Origin of the sequence: Leucobacter tenebrionis (genome assembly GCF_019884725.1) — a bacterium.
Taxonomy (GTDB): Bacteria; Actinomycetota; Actinomycetes; order Actinomycetales; family Microbacteriaceae; genus Leucobacter; species Leucobacter tenebrionis.
Genome location: NZ_CP082322.1, coordinates 1,457,532 through 1,476,790 on the forward strand (window position 1 = coordinate 1,457,532; position 19,259 = coordinate 1,476,790).

Annotated in this window: 14 protein-coding genes; 2 read left to right on the top strand and 12 right to left on the bottom strand. The window is 67.1% G+C overall.

All coding sequences use genetic code 11. The features are described from left to right. Positions 1-53 precede the first annotated feature (53 nt). The 4 genes from KVY00_RS06830 to KVY00_RS06845 form a co-directional block, all read right to left on the bottom strand. The gene (locus tag KVY00_RS06830; protein ID WP_223044933.1) at positions 54-1,229 is read right to left on the bottom strand and encodes a hypothetical protein; all 1,176 of its coding nucleotides are present in this window, start codon (positions 1,227-1,229) and stop codon (positions 54-56) included. Beyond that, positions 1,211-3,793, bottom strand: coding sequence for an acylphosphatase (locus KVY00_RS06835; protein ID WP_223044934.1), 2,583 nt, complete (start codon positions 3,791-3,793; stop codon positions 1,211-1,213). Before KVY00_RS06835 ends, KVY00_RS06830 begins: the two co-directional genes overlap by 19 nt. Before the next feature lie 180 nt (positions 3,794-3,973). Beyond that, the gene (locus KVY00_RS06840; RefSeq protein ID WP_223044935.1) at positions 3,974-5,248 is read right to left on the bottom strand and encodes a leucine-rich repeat protein; all 1,275 of its coding nucleotides are present in this window, start codon (positions 5,246-5,248) and stop codon (positions 3,974-3,976) included. Beyond that, the gene (locus tag KVY00_RS06845; RefSeq protein WP_223044936.1) at positions 5,232-6,101 is read right to left on the bottom strand and encodes an ABC transporter permease; all 870 of its coding nucleotides are present in this window, start codon (positions 6,099-6,101) and stop codon (positions 5,232-5,234) included. Before KVY00_RS06845 ends, KVY00_RS06840 begins: the two co-directional genes overlap by 17 nt. 180 nt (positions 6,102-6,281) lie before the next feature. On the opposite strand from KVY00_RS06845, the gene KVY00_RS06850 reads away from it, so the two are divergent. Then, positions 6,282-7,385, top strand: coding sequence for an LCP family protein (locus tag KVY00_RS06850; protein ID WP_223044937.1), 1,104 nt, complete (start codon positions 6,282-6,284; stop codon positions 7,383-7,385). Positions 7,386-7,495: 110 nt separating this feature from the next. Here the strand turns inward: KVY00_RS06850 and KVY00_RS06855 are convergent, their stop codons facing one another. The 3 genes from KVY00_RS06855 to KVY00_RS06865 form a co-directional block, all read right to left on the bottom strand. After that, positions 7,496-7,960, bottom strand: a complete 465-nt coding sequence (locus tag KVY00_RS06855) for an adenylyltransferase/cytidyltransferase family protein (protein WP_223044938.1) — start codon at positions 7,958-7,960, stop codon at positions 7,496-7,498. A 115-nt stretch (positions 7,961-8,075) separates the two neighbouring features. Further along, the gene (locus KVY00_RS06860; protein ID WP_223044939.1) at positions 8,076-9,269 is read right to left on the bottom strand and encodes an acyltransferase family protein; all 1,194 of its coding nucleotides are present in this window, start codon (positions 9,267-9,269) and stop codon (positions 8,076-8,078) included. A gap of 45 nt (positions 9,270-9,314) precedes the next feature. After that, a complete protein-coding gene (locus tag KVY00_RS06865) occupies positions 9,315-10,631 on the bottom strand; it encodes an O-antigen ligase family protein (RefSeq protein WP_223044940.1) in 1,317 nt (438 codons plus the stop codon). Between the two features lie 97 nt (positions 10,632-10,728). Between KVY00_RS06865 and KVY00_RS06870 the strand changes: the two genes are divergently transcribed. Then, positions 10,729-11,946, top strand: a complete 1,218-nt coding sequence (locus tag KVY00_RS06870; RefSeq protein ID WP_223044941.1) for a YveK family protein — start codon at positions 10,729-10,731, stop codon at positions 11,944-11,946. Positions 11,947-12,118: 172 nt separating this feature from the next. Here the strand turns inward: KVY00_RS06870 and KVY00_RS06875 are convergent, their stop codons facing one another. The 5 genes from KVY00_RS06875 to KVY00_RS06895 form a co-directional block, all read right to left on the bottom strand. Then, positions 12,119-12,835, bottom strand: a complete 717-nt coding sequence (locus KVY00_RS06875) for a CDP-alcohol phosphatidyltransferase family protein (RefSeq protein WP_223044942.1) — start codon at positions 12,833-12,835, stop codon at positions 12,119-12,121. A gap of 4 nt (positions 12,836-12,839) precedes the next feature. Continuing rightward, on the bottom strand, positions 12,840-16,145 hold the full coding sequence (locus tag KVY00_RS06880; protein WP_223044943.1) for a fibrinogen-like YCDxxxxGGGW domain-containing protein: 3,306 nt from the start codon (positions 16,143-16,145) through the stop codon (positions 12,840-12,842). A gap of 92 nt (positions 16,146-16,237) precedes the next feature. Next, the gene (locus KVY00_RS06885) at positions 16,238-16,909 is read right to left on the bottom strand and encodes a hypothetical protein (RefSeq protein WP_223044944.1); all 672 of its coding nucleotides are present in this window, start codon (positions 16,907-16,909) and stop codon (positions 16,238-16,240) included. A gap of 93 nt (positions 16,910-17,002) precedes the next feature. Further along, positions 17,003-18,496, bottom strand: a complete 1,494-nt coding sequence (locus KVY00_RS06890) for a lipopolysaccharide biosynthesis protein (RefSeq protein ID WP_223044945.1) — start codon at positions 18,494-18,496, stop codon at positions 17,003-17,005. Then, a complete protein-coding gene (locus KVY00_RS06895) occupies positions 18,493-19,257 on the bottom strand; it encodes a WecB/TagA/CpsF family glycosyltransferase (RefSeq protein WP_223044946.1) in 765 nt (254 codons plus the stop codon). The genes KVY00_RS06890 and KVY00_RS06895 overlap by 4 nt, the downstream gene beginning before the upstream one ends. Positions 19,258-19,259: the final 2 nt, after the last annotated feature.

The window sequence follows — 19,259 nt, forward strand, 5'->3', positions numbered from 1 at the left end:
AAGCATGCGCGCCTAGTCCCGTGTGCTGAACGACAGCGTCCGCGCAAGTTCGCCTACTCGTCGCGCTCCACCTCGACCATCATGGCCGGGATGCTTTCGTATTCTCCGTTGGTAAGGGCGTTGAGAAGCACCGCTACGGCTAGAGAGTCCCCCGAAACCTTCGCCTCGACACTGCCATCAAGATCAGACACATCGCTGATCTTGCACAGCGCCCCGATCTCAGTGGCAGCACTCTCCAGTTCAGCGGCTGCAGCGGAGGCAGAGGGCAGGGCTGACACCTTGACTGCAAGAGCCACCCGCTCCTCGACCGGCAGGAAGTCGTGGCCGCGCTGGGAAAGGTACTCGGCAACGATCTTCCGGCTCAACGTAGCGGCAGTGGTAGCCGACGCTTTGGCTTGCACCCATAGGAACGGTCGCTCCAGGTAATCGACTACCCAGTGCTTCTCATCCGTTTGAGAACCCCAGGGGTTCGTCGCGACCACATCGATTGCTGCTACCGCAAGCCCGGGAACGGCTTCGTAGGCCTGTTTCACAGACTCCAGCAGGCCCGGGTCCACGCGGTCCAGTACTTCTTCGACCCCTTGAAGCCCACCGTCAGACGGAGAGCCCGAACACTCGACGGCTGAGATGACCGCGCCCTCATGTACCAAGAAGCGAATGAGGTGGCCGCTGACCCGCTCTTCGATGAGGAAACGGTAACCTTTGGAAACGGTAGGGCGACCGTTCTCGACGCCAGGGATTCCAAGTTCCATCGGTGTGTATCCGGAGCGGAACACGCCCTCACGTTCGTGAACCGGAACCTTCAGTAGCGAGATCGCTTCCGAGAGTTCTCGGACGTTACGTACATTGGTGAAGCTGTAGAAGCCGGCATCGCCCTTACTGGGCTTTACAACCACCGGGTAGCCGAGATCGTCGGCGTACTTCTTGGCAAGGGAAATGCCTCGCCCCATCGAAAAGTTCGCGCCCTTCGGCACCGGAACACGCTTCTGCTCGAGCAAAGCCCGGCGCATACGCTTGTTCTGCACGGTGACTGCCGAAGTCAGTATGGTCGTGTCCGGTACACCGTGCGCGAAAACCAGCTTCTGCTGTCCTTCTCGATCGGCGATGACAATCTGACGCTGAAAAATCGAAAGCCGGAGATCCTGACTCAATAAAGCTTGAAGCGCCAGTATCCCGTCAAGCGCGTTCGGATCGAGCGTCTCCACGTCCACTACAGCTTGCGCAGCCACTGCTTCACCTTCCTGGTCGGGCTCAAGATTGACCGAGCCGTTTTCTTCGCCGATCCGGCCGGTTTGGTCTTCAGCACCTTGAAGTCCTCGTACGGGATTTCAGGAATATGCTCGGTGAGGACAGATGTCGGTTTCGCCTTGGGCGAGCCCGTTACCGCCGCCGCTGAGAGAGCCGCCACCGCGAGCGCGTTCCCCATCATCTCCACGCTCACTGTACGGGAGTTGACGTTGCGGATCTTGCCGACGACGCCGAATTCCCTGGCCCACTTCGCAAACCACTCTCGATACCCCACCCCGGTCACACGTCCTCTGACGCGTAGCCGCACAGAGACCCGCTCAAGGTCGCTCGGAGGCTCTACATCCATGTCGAACATCTCGATGCATTTCTCGATCGCTTTGCGCGGCACCGGCCGCCGAGTGCCGAACAGCGGGTACTCCGCAGTACCGGCAGCTGCTTGCGCGTTGAGTTCGCAGATTCCCGCGGACTGCTCGTCAAGCGAGAGCGACGGATCCTCCAAGAGAAAGTCGACTCCGCAGTAGTTCAAACCAGGAATCGCTTTGACAGCCCGAATCGAAGCGTCGATCACCGTCGGGTGCAACTGCTCGAGAATCTCGCGCGAGTCCCCGCCCTGAGAGATGTTCGACGAGCTCGACAACACGACATGCTGATCCTTCTCGGGAACCGAACACACCGTGAGATTCTGCTCTGAGAGCATGTGCACGGTGTCCGATGTATAAGCGATCGGGCTGCTACCGAGCTGGGGATTAGTACGACGGAAGCGGTTCTTCCGCAGAATGAGCTCACCGATGGAGTGAATTCCATCGCCGACGACGGAGGCCGGCTCTCTGCGGACTGCGGCAATGACCTCGTCCCCGATCACAAGGATGCGATACTCCTCGCCGTAGAGGTGCTTCTCGACGATGAAGCTCTGATCCGCCAACCGACTCGAAGCGAGATGGTCAAATGCGAGGTCGAGCTCAGCCTCGCTCTGAATACCAGCTTTGACGCCGATGCCCTGAGTCCCCATGGCGGGTTTCACCACGACCGGATAGCCGAGCTGAGCCGCATATTTTCTCGCCGTATCGAAATCCCCCGGATTGAAGGTGCGCCCTCGCGGAACCGGGACGCCTTCCCTCTGCAAGATCTGCCGAGTCGTTTCCTTATGGTTGCATATGGCCTTCGCTGCGGCAGAGTTGATCGGTGTGGCGCTCGCGAAATACAGCAGGCTCCGGTCGGATCTGTCCGTGATCATGAAGGCAGCCTGAGAGTACTGCATCGTATTGAAACCGGCGAGTAGCGCAGCTTTTTGCAGGAGCCTGAGCTTTGCGCCCTTCGCCCCTACCGGGTCGAGATACTTCTCTTCTTCGTAGTAGTTAGGGACCTCATGAGCATCGTGACGGAATATCCGACCAGGGCTCGACACCTTCGCCGACTTGTTGTGGAGCAGCTGTTTCCATAGCTCCTTGGAGACCTCAACCGTGCCCTCTCCGCTAATGCTGCGCGGCTGCTTGCCCGGAGCTGCAATGCCTTGGATCAACGGGTGGGCCGCGGCTAGCGCTCCGAGAGCGGTCATGGCTGCATCGGTGCTCTCGGGATCGTCGACAAGGTACACCGGCGTCCCAGGCCTCATATCGATCCGGTCTAACAATTCGAGTACCGGCAGCAGTCCCCCTGCCGCACTCGGACGCACCGCGACTCCGTGGTGGCCGCTCGCCACGAATGCCGAAGCCGCGGAGAACTCTTCAGCGTCGACACTTTCGATGATCACCACCCGGTTCATCTCGGCGTCCGAGAGCGTTTCCGCAAGCTCATCGATGAGATCCGAATACTCAGACTCCAGGCTGCGTCGCAAGGGCCTGTAGATAAATAGCTTCTGTTCCCCCTCGCCGATATTCGCAGCTTCGCAGAGACGCTTGATCCATCTCAAAGCACCTGCCTTGGTGAGGCGCTTACCCGCATCCACCCACACCGAGGCGCTATCCGATGAAAACAGTGGGTCCGCAGCCAAGCTTTCCACGGCGCCTTTGTCGAGCAATTCGCTGGGGCGCAGCATCGGGAGAACTGCGACCGATTCAACATCCGGTTGCGCTCCGCCTGACAGCAGGCCGTACAGAGTGGTCCCGTGAGCCTCCGCTGCCAGCCCGAGGAGAGCGACCTCGAAGCCCAAGAGAGTCCCGGCGAACGGCCTGGGCAATGCGCCAAGCTCCGGCGCCTGCTCATCCGAAAGGTCGATGTCGGCCGCTAGATTCTTGATCTCCCGCATGAGAGTCGAAACCGCTTGAACAGCTGTTCTAGCGTTGCCAAGGTTAAGCGTGCTCGAATCAAGAAACTCCAGAGCTCTACCGATGAGCTCTTTCGAACCTCGCAGGTGATCGCCCGACGCGGTTCCCCTCAAATGGGATTCGCCATGTCCCCTGATGAGCCGACCGTCCTCGGTTCTGGCGCTGATAGAGATAAGCGCATTGCGGACCCGAGCTTTCTGACCTTTCAAAGTCTCGGTCTCGGTCAGGTAGTAAACGGACTGCGCCTCGACAATCTCTACCACGGACTCGTCTGCCGGCATGCCTTCTCCCCAAAAGTTTCGAACGCGCAAGAAGAACCGTCAGCCGCGATTCTCTTTCGAACGTCCATTATTCATGTTTACCTACAGGTGCCGCATTTTCTGCTCGGAAGGATCCTCGAAGAAGGGCTATACACCAGCAGTGATAACTCCAATTGAATACTATCCCGCCATCTTTCGCGTCTACTTCAGCACTTCGAGACGCGATGCAGGCAGGCGTTTTGGCAGCAGCTCAGCCGCCAGAGATCCCTCGTAGCATTTCACGACGAGATTCGGGTTCGCAGCAAAAGCTCCCTCTTCGAGTGTCGTGACCGAACGCGGCACCGTGATCGACTTCAAGCTTCCACATGAAGCGAATGCGCGCGTGCGGATGATCTCCAACCCTTCAGGCAGCACTACGCTGCTCAGCTTGCTGCAGCCGCGGAACGCACCGTTGCTGATGATGCGAAGCGTCGAGGGAAGACTCACCTCAGTCAACTGGGTGCACTGCAAGAAGGCCCCCATATCGATCGTCCGAACGGGCTCGGGGATATGCGCGCTTTCGATAGGCAGCTTGGCGCAGGCATAACTGCCGATCGAGACCACCGGCTTACCTTCGACAGAACCGTACAGATTGAGATGCGCGGTTCCCGTACTCTCAGGCAGCTTCTGGAACTCGAGTTCACCCGAGGAAAGCTCGCGGTACGGGAGCCCACCGGCGATCCGCGTATTCGCCTTGGGCTTGATCAACTCGAGGGCGGTGTCGACCGGACCGTCGAAGATCTTCCTGCCGTGATCGAGCACGATACCGCGATCGCAGAGCTTCTTCACCTGACCGGCGCTGTGGCTCACGATGAACATGGTCTTGCCCGAGGCCTGAATCTCGGCAAGCCTCTCATTGCACTTCTGCCGGAACTCGGCGTCGCCCACAGCCAGCACCTCATCGACGATCAGCACATCGAACTCGGCGTGCACCGCGATCGAGAACCCGAGCCTCGCGTACATGCCCGATGAGTACTTCTTCACCTCGGTATCGATGAAGTCGTGCAGCTCGGCGAACTCGACGATGTCGTCGAAGCGCGCGTCGGTCTCGGCACGACTCATGCCGAGGATTGCCGCGTTGAGATAGATGTTCTCGCGCCCCGTGAGATCGGGGTGAAAGCCGGCGCCGACCTCGAGCAGACCGACGATGCGTCCGTAGGTGTAGATCCCGCCCTTCGTGGGCCGCAACACACCCGAGAGCAGTTTGAGAGCGGTGGACTTGCCCGAGCCGTTGCGCCCCATGAGCGCCACCGACTCCCCCGGCCGCACCTCGAAGCTGAGATCGTTGACCGCGAGAAATTCCTCGGCGATCGGCTGGCGCTTGAGCGCCGACATCACCCGCTGCTTCAGCGAGTGGACGTGCTTGATCCTGAACTGCTTCGACACGTGGTCGAAGATGATGTTGGGCTCGACAACGGGTTCAAAGGTCTTGCGCAAAATCGCCCTCCAAGCGCCTGAAGACGACCTGCCCCAGCAGCAGCGTGCCGATCGCCATGCCGATGCCGGCGAGCGTGTTGGTCAGCATGTAATCGGGTGCCGACACCTGCCCCGGCATGACCTCTCTATAGAAGGCGCTGTGGAAGAGCTCGACGCTCACCGTCACCGGGTTGACCATGTAGAGGTTGTAGATCCACGCCGGCAGCACGTCGCGGATCATCTCGTGCGAGTAGATCACCGGCGAGGTCCACATCGAGAACATCGCCATCACGCCGACGATGTTCTTCGCGTCGCGGAACACGACATTGACGGCGCTGAAGAACAATCCGAGACCGAGCACGAACACGAACACGATCGCGATGGCGGTGAAGACGTAGAGCAAGTTGATCCAGCTCGGCCGCCACCCGAAGATCGCCGAGATGACCACGAGCAGGATCACCTGCGGCAGGAAGTGGATGAAGGTCGACGCGACCGAGGCGACCGGGAACAGTTCCCGCGGCAGATAGATCTTCTTGATCAGCGTGCCGTTGCCCGTGATCGAGTTGGTCGACGAGCCGAGCGCATCCCTGAAGAAGTTGAGGATCACGATGCCCGAGAAGATGTAGAGCGCGAAGAGCTCCATGCCGCGGCGCATGCCGAAGACCTCGCCGATGACGAAGTAGTACATGCCGAACTGCAGCGCGGGGCGCACGTACGACCATGCCCAACCGAGGAACGTGCCGTAGTAGCGGGTGCTCGTGCCCTTCTTCAGCAGCAGGCCGAGCAACTGCCGGTAACTGAAGACGTCGAGGAGCCATCGGCTTGCGCCCGGACTCTGATACCGGACTGCCGGCTGGGGCGTTGCGTGGGACACAACTGGGAATTTTACAGGAAAGCACACGATGCCGCCGCGGCACCCCTGAATTCGCGCTCCCAGGCACCGATATGCCTGTGAGGTACCATGTCCTTCAGCGCGCACCGCGTCACGCGGCCTTGAAAACCTCAAGATCCTTAGGATCGCGCGCTCACGACGTCACACCGGGAGTAATACAGCATGGCGGAACAGCCTACGAATCTCGAGCGTCTGCTCGCAGAGACCGACGCCGAGCCCCAGGCAGCACCCCAGCGCGAACGCCCCCGGCGCAAGCGCCGCGGCCTGCGCAACACCCTCATCGTGGTCGGCTCGCTCATCGTGCTGCTCGGCATCGCGGCCGCGATCGCCTACGCCATGCTGGCGAACACCTTCAACGGCATCGAGCGGGTGAGCATCAAGCAGGATCCCACGCTCAAACGCCCCGCCGCCGTCGAGGTCGAGCCCGGCAAGAAGGCCCCCATCAACATCCTGCTGCTCGGCTCCGACTCCCGAGAGACCACCGACCCCACCGCGACCGCCGAAGACCTCAAGGGTTTCCGCAGCGACGCGATCATGGTCGCGCAGATCTCCCCCGATCGTAAGCACCTCACCGTCATGTCGATCATGCGCGACAACTGGGTCGAGATCCAGGGCCACGGCGAGGCCAAGATCAACGCGGCGGTCGCGTTCGGCGGCCTGCCGCTCGCGGTCAATACCATCGAGAACTTCATCGGCGCGCGCATCGACCACGTCGCTCTCATCGACTTCGAGTCGTTCAAGGGCCTCACCGACGCCGTCGGCGGCGTCACCGTGCACAACGACGTGGCCTTCACGGCGAAGCACGGCGGTTTCACCTTCGAGCAGGGCGACATCACCCTCAACGGCGACGAGGCCCTCGGCTACGTGCGCGAGCGGTACTCCTTCACCGACGGCGACTACCAGCGGGCCCGCAACCAGCAGGCGTACCTCAAGGGCCTCACGCAGAAGATCATGAGCTCCGAGACCCTGAGCAGCCCCGGCAAGCTCACCGATACCTTCCAGGCCCTCAAGCCCCACCTCATCCTCGATGAGAGCCTCGACCTCGGCACGACGGTCGGGCTCGGCTACGACATGCGCGGTCTGCGCAGCGGCGACATCGGCTTCTTCACCAGCCCCACGCTCGGCACCGGCACCTCGGCCGACGGCCAGTCGATCGTGGTGCCCGACTGGACCGAGATGGCGAACGTGCAGTCCGCTTTCCAGAACGGCACCCTCAACGAGTACGCCGAGACACGCTCGGCCGGCTCGGAGCTGCCTCAGGGCTGATCGAACCCGCGACTCAGTAAATCGGGGTCGCTTACGGTGCTTATCCTTCATGGGATGCGCCGTAAGCGGCCCCGATTTCGTCTAGCCGCCACCGCGCCCCAGAGGCCTGCCTATCCCTGCAGCACCGCGACCGGGGCGGGTACGCGCTGCGCGCCCGGCGCCTCCAGCAGATCGAGCGCGCGCCGCAGCGCCGTGCTCGAGGTGTGCGCCGTGTACGGGAAGTAGACGACCTCGACGCCCACCGCGGCAAATCGCCGCTCGAGGCGCAGCCCCTTCTCGGTGCCCCGCCAGTCGTCGCCCTTGAAGAAGTGCGTGAAGCCCACGTCGCGCCACACCTCGAGCTTGTCGGGCACGCGTTCGACGTACACCTCGTCGACGAGATCGATATGGCGCACGATCTCCTCGCGCTCAGCCGTGGGGATCACGGGTTCGGTGCTCTTCACCTCCCGCAGCATCTCGTCGCTCACCACTCCGGCGACCAGGTAGTCGCAGTGCTGCTTGGCGTGGCGCAGCAGGTTGAGGTGGCCGATATGGAACAGGTCGAATGCCCCCGCTGCGTAACCGATCCGCGTCATGAACTCCCCTTCGCTCAGCGCCGCCTGCACCGTTGCCCGCCGCGCGTTTCAGGTCAGCGTATGAGCGGCGGTCGACGCTCCGCATCGGCGGAAACTGCGTAATTCACGGCGCCGTTCACGCGGAGGGCAGGATCCGCGGCACGCCGGGCTCCGGCACGCCCCTGCGCACCTGCACCCGCTGCGAGAGTTTGCGCCCGAGGGCGATCAGCGGCGTCTCGATCCACCTGTAGCTCGCGCTCGCGACGGCCACCACGAGCACCGTCGTCAAGACGAAGAGCCACACGCTGTAGTGCTCGGGCAGCACGAGCCGCAGCGCATTCGCGCACAGCATATGCATGAGGTAGACGCCGTAGCTCACGACGCCGATGTGGGCGAGCGGACGCCACCGCAGCAGCGGGTGCAGCACGGTGTGCTCGGTCGCGCACACGCTCGCCACGAGCAGCACCATGCAGACCTGCGTGAGCTGCTTCGGGGTGTCCCAGACGAGCGATGCGAGAGTGAGGATCACGAGCGCGGGCGCGCACCACGCCGAGGTGAGCACGGGCGCGACCGCCTCGAACACCCGGCGCCGGTGCAGCAGCACGGCCGCTGCCGATCCCAGCAGGATCGGCAGCGACAGGCTGGCGAGAACGGTCACGACGAGCGCCGCGGGAGAGTGCAGTGCGCCGGTGAGGTCAGCCCCGCCCGGGTCGACCCCTCGCGGCCCGCCGCCGATCCGCCCCGCCGCGGCGAGCGCGAGCTGGTTCACAGCGACGAGCGCACCGAGCGCGCAGAGCGGCAGGGCGAGCGATCCGCGGCGCAGCAGCCCGGCCGCGGCCAGTGCCGCCACGAGCACCGGTGGCCAGAAGAGGTAGAACTGCTCCTCCGTCGCCAGGGACCACGCGAAGTAGAAGGTGACGCCCTCCCCGCCGGCGAGGTCGACGAACCAGTTGGAGGTGTAGGTCGCGAAAGCGGGCAGGTTCTCGATGAAGCTGCGCCCCTGCGCGGTATCGGCCCGCATAGCGAGCGTGAGCACCACGTACACCGCGAGCACGAGGTAGTAGAGCGGCATGATGCGCAGCGTGCGGCGGGCGTAGAACCCGCGCAGCGAGATCAGCCCCGTGCGGTCGCGCTCGCGCAACAGCAGCGTCGTGATGAGGAAACCGCTGATCGCGAAGAAGAACTCGACCCCGAAGCCGCCCTTCGAGAAGAACGCCGGCCCCGGGTTGCCCGAGGTGTGCTGCCAGATCACGGCGATCACGCTCAAGGCGCGCAGACCGTCGAGAGCGGTGAACACCCGGGTGCTCCGGTACTCGTCGTAACTCGTCAACGCGCCCTCCCCGTGCGTGCTCGGATGGGGCAAGCGTAGGGATGCTCACCCCGTCGCGTGGAGGCTTTTACGCAAGGTTTGCGTAGGCGCCCGCAGGGGCGGCGCGTCGCCGGGGCCGTCGGCCTCGCGCAGCACGAGAGCCGCCACCGCGAACGTGACGATGAGCCCGTTGGGCAGCACACCGTAGTAGAAGCACTCGACGAGGATCACCAGCTGCACCGTGTGCAGCACGAGCGCGGTGCTGCCGCGCCACCGGGCCGTCGCCCACACCAGCCACACGAGCGCCAGCAGGAAGCAGGCGAGGGCCGGCAGCCCGTGCGAGAACATCACGAGCCACACGTGCCCCTGCGTGCCCACCGAGGGTTCGGCCACATACGACGGCCGCGGCGCGCCGTACCCGAACAGCGGCGACTGCAGCGTGCGGGTCCACGTCTCCTCGTAGATCATCGAGCGCGTGGTGGTCGATCCGCTCACCTCGACCCGGTCGGTGAGCCGCGACACGACATCGAGGGCGAGCGCCGACACGATGGCGACGATCCCGACCCCGCCGAGCGCCAGCACCTCACGCGTGCGCCCCGCCAGCAAGAACCGCGCGAAGAGGTAGACGGCCGCAACCCCGAGGCCGATGAACATGCCTCGATTGAGCGAGAGGATCGCCGGCACGAGCGACACGGGCACCGCGAGCAGCACGCACCAGAACCGCCAGCCGCGGCGCACCTCGCCGAGGTAGGCGATCGCGATCGGCAGCGTGAGCGAGTACACGTTGCCCCACGCGTTCGTGTAGAGGAAGGGTGCCGAGGGGCGCGGCTCGAGGTCGAGCCAGCCGTCGATCTTGTACTGGGCGGTGCGGCGGATCGCCATCTCCCCGATCGCCTCGTTGTTCAGCATGGACTGCGGCAGCACATACGCGAGGGGTGACTTGAACGAGAACTCGGGGAAGAGTATGCCCGCGTACCCGCCGATCCAGGTGTACACCCAGAACAGGGTGAAGAGCCCCAGCACATACCGCGTAGTGAGCCGCTCGCGCGCGTTGTAGATGTAGACGAACACCACGGTCACCGTCAGGTAGAGCAGCGCGCGGTAGACGAAGCCGATGAGGCGGCCGGTGGTGTCGATCCCGATCACCGAGATGAGCATGAGGATGAGGAAGAGCAGCCAGATCCCGAACCCGCGGGGTGCGCGGATCGCGCCGCGACGAATCATCAGCACGACCATGCAGGCGGCGAGGGGGATCCACGCCATATCGGCGATGCCGAGCCCCCACCACAGCGGGAACCAGGCGATCATCACGGTGAGTGGCCACCTGGGCAGCGCGGCGCGAGCGGTACCCGCGCCGACGCCGCTCACGGCCCCTGATCCCATGCTCTCCCCGTCCCGCTGCTTTCACATAGGATAAGCACAACATCGGACTCGCCGTGCCACTCGCCCGGGAGTCCCTGCCGAAGGAGGCGGAAACCGGATGAGCGGCAGCGCGGCGCAGGAGCAGACACTCGGGATCTCGCGGTATCTCGCCGTGCTTCGCAGGCAGGGGCGCGTGGTGATCGGCGGCGTGGTCATCGGCGTTGCCGCGGCGGGGGCCTACCTGGTGCTCGCGCCGCACACCGTGACGGCGACCACGGCGGTCAACCTCAACGTGATCACCACCGACCCGTTCAACCCCCAGCGCCCGGCTTCGGGCCTGCTCGACCCTTCCACGGAGGCCGACATCGCGAGCTCTCACGCGGTCGCGAAGGGCGCCTCGGAGCTGCTCGACGGGAAGCTCACCGCGGCGCAGGTGCACGAGGCGTCGCGGGTGACGGCGTCGGGCGGCGCTTCGGTGGTGCGCGTCGCCTTCACGGCGCCCACCGAGAAGGAGGCCGTGCGCGGGGCCGACGCGGTCGCCGAATCGTACTTGGAATTCCGCAGCGACCAGGCCGAGCAGCGCATCGACACGATGCTCACGAGCATGAACACGCGCGTCGAGAACCTCAACGAGGCGCTGCTCGAGGCCAACCGAGCTCTCGTCTCGGCGTCGCCGGGATCCACCGACTACGCGCAGGCCGCCTCGCAGCAGCAGCAGATCCAGGTCGAACTCGACAGCCTGCTGTCGCAGCGCAACGCGCTCACGAGCGTCGACACGACCGGCGGCATCGTGCTCACGTCGGCTCAGGACGGTGCGCTCGAGAGGGATCCCTCGCTCAAGATGACGCTCGCGACCGGTCTCGGGGCCGGGCTCGTGCTCGGGATCATCGCCGCCTTCGTGCGCAACCCCTTCGACCGGCGGCTGCGCTCCCCCGCCGACATGGCCGACGCGCTGGGGGCAGCGCAACTCGCCGACCTCGAACCGCGACGCGGCGAGATCGACGACGATGAGGCGCACGAGCAGATGCGGGTTGTACTCGAGCGGTTGCGGGGGTCGGGGGCAGCGCCGGGCACGGTGATGGTGTTCGACGCGCGGCGGTCGAAGGATGAGTCGCGCGCCCTGCAGCAGCTCGAGGCGGCGGCCGACGGATCGGTCGAGTTCGAGGGGTTCAAGGCGGGGTCGAGCCGGGCCGACGGGCTCGCGCTGCTGCGGCGCGCGGGAGCCGTGCTCGTGCTCTGCTCCCGCCGCACCGCACTCGCCGAGGATCTGCGCTGGCTGGCGCTCGAGGCCGATCGCGCCGGCACCCCCGTGGTGGGCTTCGTCACCGAGCCCTGAGGCCCCGCGGCCACCCGCCCCGCTCCGAACACGACGGTTTCAGCGAGACTGACGGTTCCAGGGGCTCTGAAACGCTCGGGTCTCGCCGAAAGCGTCGGTCTCGGTGGGGTGGTGCGTTTGTATCAGCTCACCCGCACCGAGGACCACACGATCCGAGAGGCGGCGTACCCGCTCAGAGCGCTCGCAATCTGAGGTACTTGCGCCGCATCGACACGACCGCGTAGACGGCGTTCACACCGAACAGCAACGCGTACACCGGCACGAAGACCAGGGGCGCGCCCCAGAGCGCGAAGCTCCAGCAGAGGGTGCCCGTGTCGGTCGGGATCAGCGCCAGCGACTTCGGCACGCCCGACGCTTCAGGGGCCTCTCCCCCGCGCTGCCGAACGAGCTGCTCGGCGAGGATCTGGCTCATGAACTGCCCCGCCGACACCACGGCGTAGGCGAGGGCGATGGCCGCCACCCATGCCGTCTCGGGGCGGTGCAGAGTCCAGGCGACGGCGACCGCGACGTGGGTGAGGGGCGTGCGGATCGCGTCGACGACGTGATCCATCCACTCACCGGCCGGCCCGCCGGTGCCGGTGAGGCGCGCCAGTTGGCCGTCGGCGGAGTCGCACGCGAAGCCGAGCGCGAGCAGCACGGCCACGGCGATCCCGACCCCGATGCCGGGCTCGACCGCGACCAGCAGCACCAGCCCTGCCAGCGAGCAGAGCGCGCTGATCGCCGTGACCGCGTTCGGCGTGAGCCCGACCACGGCAGCGGCGGCGGCGATGCGCCTGCCGAGCCAGCGGTTCACCCAGCGCATATAGGCGGGCACGCCGGCGCCGCTCTTCTGGGCGTTCTGCAACGTGATGACGTTCTCGCGATATCCGCGGGTGCCGCGTTCGAGCATGGTGTCACTCCGTCTTGAGACCCGCGGGAGCGGGGGCGATCAGGATAGACCGCCCGCCGCTCCTGGGGGAGAAGCCTTCCGCAGCCGGGGGGACGGCTGGGGAAGATGCGGAAAGCTTCTCTGCGTCCTCGGGCGACTGGGGGACCCGAGGAGTCTGGGTGGTGCCGTCCTGGGCCTGGGCCTGGTCGGCTGGATCGGCGGAGCCTTCAGGATCGGTCGACCCCTCGGCATCGGCTGAGCCTGTCGGATCGGCGGAGCCCTCGGGATCGGCCGAACCCGCGGAATCAGCCGAAGCCTCGGAATCAGCCGAAGCCTCGGGATCCGCGGAGCCGGCTGGATCAGCCGATCCCGATCCGCCGTCGGCCGCTCCATCCGCCTCGCCGGTTCCGCCGTCGGGATCCTCGGCCGGGGGCTCCGCGGCGGCCGCGGGCGGCGCCGCCGGAGCCGCCGCCGCGGACGCCCTGAGCGGCGTCGCGCTCACCGTTCCGACCGCCCGAAGCTCGAAGCTGTGGCTCGGAGTGGCGCGGTAGCCCGAGTGCACCGACACCGCGATCACGTTCGTACCGGTGACGAGCAGCTCGCCGGGCACCGTGATCGTGACGGGGTTCGCGAGAGCGGTGGCGGCGTTGGGGGAGCTCGTCGCGTAGCTGCCGATCCCGGCCGGGTTCGCCGACACGTTCTTGCGCCCCACCTCGGTGCCGTTGACGTAGACCACGATGCCGTCGTCGGCCCGCGTGGTGATCTCCATCGAGGCGACACGGGTCGCGTCGGCGACCTCGAACGCCTTGCGGTAGAAGGAGGCGATGGGCTTCGGATCCGGCGCCGTCAGCGGCGTCGCGAGGCCAGTGTGCCCCCAGCCGAACGGAGCCGCACCCGTCGACCAGCCCGCCGTGTCGTAGCCGACCCCGGTCCAGGAGCCGATGGGCCCGGCCGGCCCGGTCGGGTTGAACAGGTAGGCCCAGGTCTCGCCGGTGCCCACGAGCGTGACGGTCTCGGGCTGCTGCTCGGCGAGCACTGCCGCCGTCGAGGCCGACTTGTTGCCCGCGGCGTCGACCGCGCGCACGAAGTACTTCGCCGCGGCGTCTGCGGGCGGCAGCTTCGCCGTCGTGCCGGTGACCGTCGCGACCACACGATCGTTGCGCAGCACCTCGTAGCCGGTGACGGCGGTGTTGTCACTCGCGGCCTGCCAGCTGAGCGAGACGGCCGTGGCATCGCTCTTCGCCGACAGGCCCGCCGGCGTTGCGGGCGCGGTGACGTCGCGCTGCCCCTGCCTCGTGAACCCGCTGGTCCACTGCCGCACGTAGCCGGCCCGCGTCGAGTACGACCAGTCGCCGCCCTGCCAGAGCGTGCCGTTCGAGTCGACCATCAGCGCCCATGATCCCGCGCCCCGGTGCGTGCTGAAGGCTCCGTTGAACTCCGTGACCCGCTGCCCGGTGGTCGCGCTCCACGCGCCGGTGCCGAAGATCGCGTCGGCCGAGGTCCACCCGGTGCCGATCTCGGGCCACTTCGTCTCGCCCTCGTACTGCGTCTCGAAGCAGTGGCACCCGCCGTAGACGACGCCGTTGTAGTCGTCGATGGCCTGGAAGTCGCCGCCGGCGTTGCCGACCGTCGTGCTCATCACCGAGAAGTCGTCGCGCGAGTAGCTGAAGAGCGAGTGCTCAGACCCGCCGAGCCACACCCGGTCGCCGACCTCCTTCACCGCCTGCTGGTAGCCGGTGCGGCCACCGCTGCGGTTCGAGAAGAGCACGTTCCAGGTGAACAGGTCGGTGTTCTGCGTCGAGAGCGCGGCGCCCTTGTCGGCCACACGCCCGCGCGAGGTGCTGAAGTAACCCGCGAAGTAGGCCCGGTCGCCCCGCTCGGAGGCGTCGACCGACATGACGGTGCCGTTGAACTCGGGGTTCCAGGTATCCGGGGTGCCGTCGGTCACGGAGAGCCGGCCCGCGGCCCGCATGTAGCGCTCCTGCGTGGTGGATCCGCCGGTGCCGTGGGTGAAGGAGCCGCCGACATACAGCCAGCCGTCCTGCACGTCGAGGGTGCGCACGAGCGGGAAGCCGCCGCTCAGGTAGTTGATGAGGCGGCCGGTGAACTGCGGATCGAGCTCGCCGGTGGTGCCGTCGATCACGGCGAGGCCGTTGCGAGGCTCGCCGTTCACCTCGGTGAAGAAGCCGCCGACCGCGATGCGGTTGCCGGGCAGCGCGGCGAGGGCGCGGATCGCGTTGTTGAATGTGGGCCGGAAGGCGGGGTCCCACTCCCCCGTGTCGCGATTGAACGCCGCGAGGTACGACTGCTGCTCCGCGCCGGCACCGGCCGCGGTCTTCTGCACCGTCGTGAAGTTGCCGCCCACGTACACCTTGCCGTTGTCCTCGGTGAACGCGGCCACCTCGTTGTTGCCCTCGATCGAGCTGGGGCCGTTGCCGAGCCCGGTCACGCTCCAGGGCTGCGGCAGCGCGAAGCTGTCGGCCACCGCGGTCGTGGTGACCGCGGGAGTGCCGGAATCGGGGATCGGCTTGAACACCTCACCGCTCATGAGCTTCGGCCTGATGTAGACCTGCGTGAAGGGCCTCGCGTACCCCGTCGAGGTGTCCTTCGACCAGAGGTAGCTCGTGGAAGCGGGGTTGCCGCGGATCTGCGACCCGAACCCGAAGCCCATCTTCCAGCCCTCGGTGCTGCCGGTCACGGTGCGCACTCGGTTGTACGAGCTGTCGCTGCCGAAGTCGCGCGTCTCGCCGCCGGTGCGGGTGCTGCCGTTGCCGAACTTGTACGCGGCGACGCGCTGCTTGTTGTTGAACTGCCACGTCCAGTCGGCGCGCGGACTCGCCAACGTGAAGGTCATGTCCTGCCAGGTGGTGCCCTGCTGGTTCGTGGCACGCACGAGACGGATGCCGTCGGGCAGATCCTTGATGGGGGCGCCGTTCGCGAGCTGGCCGATGAGCGTCGACGAAAGCTGCCGCGGTTGGAACGCCTCCGGGCCGGTCACGGCGCTGCGCACCTGCTCAGGAGTGCCCGATCCCGCATTCGCGATGCCCCAGCCGTCACGGCCGCGACCGACGAGCACCCACCCGCCGCCAGCCCGCTCCTGATCGCAGTAGAACTGCTGGGCGCCGCCCATGGCCGAGGTCGCGATCCAGTACACGCCGCTCGGCGCGTTCGGGGTGACCTGCTTGATCTCCCAGCAGGACGCGGCAGCGGTCGCCTCGCTCAGCCCGTCGACGGGCGCCGGGCCCGCGGCGGCGGCCGGCATCGGGGCCGCGAGGGGGCCGGCGGCGAGCGCCGCGACGAGCGCGAGGCCCGCGGCGATCCTCCCCGTCATCCTGCGCGCAGAATGACGGGGGAACCGCGCAGAACGGCGAAGTAACGGCGTACGATTCTCGAACATCTTCGTTTCTCTTTCGGTGGGACGGCTCAGCAGGCCGGATCGTCGGGGAAGTCATGGCCCGTCACGCGCCAGACGTCATCGTCTCCGCGGGTGAGGGTGAAGCGGTGCAGCGCGCGGTTCGTGCTCGCCGCCTCGGCGGCGATGGGTTCGCCCTCGGAATCGAGCACGCGCACCTGCGTCGCGTCGACGCAGCTGAGGGCGACGGCGCTGCGTTCGTCGTCGGCGACCTCGACGGTGGTCTTCTCGATCTTCGGGGCGCCCGAGATGCTCCAGCCGTTGACGACGAGTTCCTGCCACTGGGCCTCGAGCTCGGCGGCGTAGGCGTCGGCGGCGAACCCCTCGATCTGCTCGGCGAGCGCTCCGTCGTCCTCGCTCTCGGTGAGCGTCGTGCTGAGGGCGGCCGTGATGATGTCGCTCGCCGTGTCGTCGGTGATTGGGCCCGCACCCTCCGGGACGCCCGCAGTTTCAGGGGAGTTCGGCGCCTCGGAGGGTGCGGGGGTTTCGGTGGGCGACGGCTTCGCGTCACCCTGGTTCTGGGCCGCCTCGCTCGATGGGGAGGCGGGTCGGCCGGGCTGCGTCGCTCCGGCCGTTCCCAGCCAGATGCCGCCGCCGGCGAGGGCGAGCACCGCCGCGATGATCGCGGGCGGCAGCCACCTCCTGCGCGGGGGCCCGGCCGGGCCTGCTGATTCGCTGTTCATGATGTCCCTGATTTCTGCGTTGGTGCCGGGCTGCGACCCGGCGGTGTGTGTCGGTGCCGAGCCGTGCGGCCCGACGGTGTGACCGGAGCTGTGTCACTCCGGTGGTCTGAGGGTGGTCAGTCTGAGGCGCGCGCGGCTCACGCGGCACCAGACCGCGAAGGCCATGACGCCGACGGCGGCCGCGACGCCGAGACCGGCGAGGGTGGGCCCGAGCACGAGCCGTGCGAGCAGGGCGGGGATCCCCACCGAGATCAGGCAGACGGCGAAGGCGTAGAGGCCGGCGTTCGGTGCGAGGCGCAACCGCAGCACGAAGCGGATCTCGCACCACGCGAGCAGCGCGTCGATCACGCACGCGATCGTCCAGGCCCACGCGGCCCCCACGATGCCCCACGAGGCGACGAGCGGGGGGATCAGCGCGACGTTGACCGCGACGACGATCGTCTTGTTGACGGCGGCGAGGCCGCTGCGGCCGGCGGTGAGCAGGATCGTCTGCACGTTCCCGGCGAGGAAGGCGACGAGCGCCCCGAGGCACATGACCGCCAGCGTGGAGGCCCCCGCCGCGAAGTCGGGCCCGAGCACCGAGAGCGCGACGGGGGCGAAGATCGCGAGCAGCAGGAAGACCGGGGCGCTGAAGAGCACGAGCCACCCGGTGGCCGTGCGGTGCAGCTCGCGCACCTCGTGCTCGTCGCCGCGGTTCTGCATCCGGCTGAACAGCGGGGCGAAGACGACGCGGATCGCGGAGTCGACGATCATGCCCGCCGCCACGAAGCGGCTCGCCGCACCGTACACGCCCGCCGCGGCGGGGCCGGCGACGGCGCCGACGACGAGCACCGAGACCCACAGCAGCATCTGCTCGAGCGCCGCCGACACGACCCTGGGCCCGGCGAAGCCGAGGGTTCTGGTCGGCAGCTCGGTGGCGAAGAATCGGGCGTGTGCCTCGCCGCCGATCCCGCGCATCTGCCGCGAGACCACGACGAGCGCGAGCGCGAGCGCCGCCGCGACGGGCAGCGCCCAGGCCAGCACCACGCCGCTCAGGGTCAGCCCGAGCAGTGCGGCCGCGGCCACGGCCAGCAGCCGCACGGCGGGCAGCCCGACGCTGCCGATCAGCACGTACTCCGAGATCCTGCCGAGCGCCCGGCTCACCGCGAGAGCGGTGAGCAGCATGGCCGCGAACGGCAGGAACAGCGCGCTGATCCTCACCGCCGCGGGCAGCGGGTCTGCGGGATCCGCATCGGCTGCGATCCCCGCGCCGACCGCGACCACCACCGCGCACACCGTGCCCGCCACCCCGGAGACCGCGATGAGGAACCAGGCGGTGGCGCGCACCTGCTGCGGCCGATCGTCCACGAGACGGGGCAGCAGCCACACGGCCGTCGAATCCATGCCGAAGCGCGCGAAGCCGAGCGCGATCATGAACACGGCGATCGCCTGCAGCACGATGCCCGAATCGGCGTCGCCGAGGCTGCGGGCGAGCACCACCACGAGCAGGAAGCCGAGCAGCGCACTCGTCGCCGAACCCGCGAAGCTCAGCACGCTCCGCCTGCCCAGGGCGCTCTGCTCGCGCACCGGCGCCGCGACAGCGGTCATGCGGCTCTCACCGTCAGGCGCTGCCGCGCGAGCGCGGTGATGAACTGCACGTTGCCGACCAGGTATCGCTTCGCGAGGCGGCGCGGCTCGAGGCCCAGACGCCAGAACCACTCCAGACCGGCCTTGATCATCCACCGCGGGGCCCGCTTGTTCGAGCCGCTGAGCCAGTCGAAGAGCCCGCCGCAGGTCAGCACCGCGGGCGGCAGCAGATCCTCGTGCTGCTGCACCCAGCGCTCCTGCACGGGATCGCCCATGCCGACGAACAGGATCCCCGTGCCGTGGTCGGCGATGTCGGCCGCGATGCGGGGCACGTCGTCCTCCCCGAAGTAGCCGTGGTGCGTGCGGATCTGCACGCCGGGGATCCTGGCCCGCAGCCGCTCGGCGGCCGCCTCGGCCACCCCCTCGGCCGCGCCCAGGAAGTAGACCGGGATGTCGGCGTCGGCCGCCGCCCGCAGCACGGGCTCGGCGACGTCGGTGGTGGCGAGGCGCTCGGGCAGGTAGCGGCCGAGCAGGCGCGCGCCCCACACGATCGACTGACCGTCGGCGTAGGTGGTGTGCTCCTGGAGGAACCGCCGCAGCTCGGGATCCCTGCGCGCCAGATTGCACACGTGCGCGTTCACGCCCACCGCCACGTCCACACCCGGCCTGCGCGCCCAGTCGATCACCGTGTCGGCGAACGAGCGCTCGGTGAACGAGTCGACCGCCACACCCGCGACCTCGACCGCGGCGCTGCCGTGCGGATGGATGTTGAGATTCGACATGA

What these genes read in the sequence shown, in the direction of transcription:
- KVY00_RS06850 (WP_223044937.1), top strand. Translation starts at nt 6,282, where the DNA reads ATGGCGGAACAGCCTACGAATCTCGAGCGTCTGCTCGCAGAGACCGAC.
- KVY00_RS06880 (WP_223044943.1), bottom strand. Translation starts at nt 16,145, where the DNA reads ATGACGGGGAGGATCGCCGCGGGCCTCGCGCTCGTCGCGGCGCTCGCC.
- KVY00_RS06855 (WP_223044938.1), bottom strand. Translation starts at nt 7,960, where the DNA reads ATGACGCGGATCGGTTACGCAGCGGGGGCATTCGACCTGTTCCATATC.
- KVY00_RS06895 (WP_223044946.1), bottom strand. Translation starts at nt 19,257, where the DNA reads ATGTCGAATCTCAACATCCATCCGCACGGCAGCGCCGCGGTCGAGGTC.
- KVY00_RS06885 (WP_223044944.1), bottom strand. Translation starts at nt 16,909, where the DNA reads ATGAACAGCGAATCAGCAGGCCCGGCCGGGCCCCCGCGCAGGAGGTGG.
- KVY00_RS06875 (WP_223044942.1), bottom strand. Translation starts at nt 12,835, where the DNA reads ATGCTCGAACGCGGCACCCGCGGATATCGCGAGAACGTCATCACGTTG.
- KVY00_RS06865 (WP_223044940.1), bottom strand. Translation starts at nt 10,631, where the DNA reads ATGGGATCAGGGGCCGTGAGCGGCGTCGGCGCGGGTACCGCTCGCGCC.
- KVY00_RS06870 (WP_223044941.1), top strand. Translation starts at nt 10,729, where the DNA reads ATGAGCGGCAGCGCGGCGCAGGAGCAGACACTCGGGATCTCGCGGTAT.
- KVY00_RS06890 (WP_223044945.1), bottom strand. Translation starts at nt 18,496, where the DNA reads ATGACCGCTGTCGCGGCGCCGGTGCGCGAGCAGAGCGCCCTGGGCAGG.
- KVY00_RS06835 (WP_223044934.1), bottom strand. Translation starts at nt 3,793, where the DNA reads ATGCCGGCAGACGAGTCCGTGGTAGAGATTGTCGAGGCGCAGTCCGTT.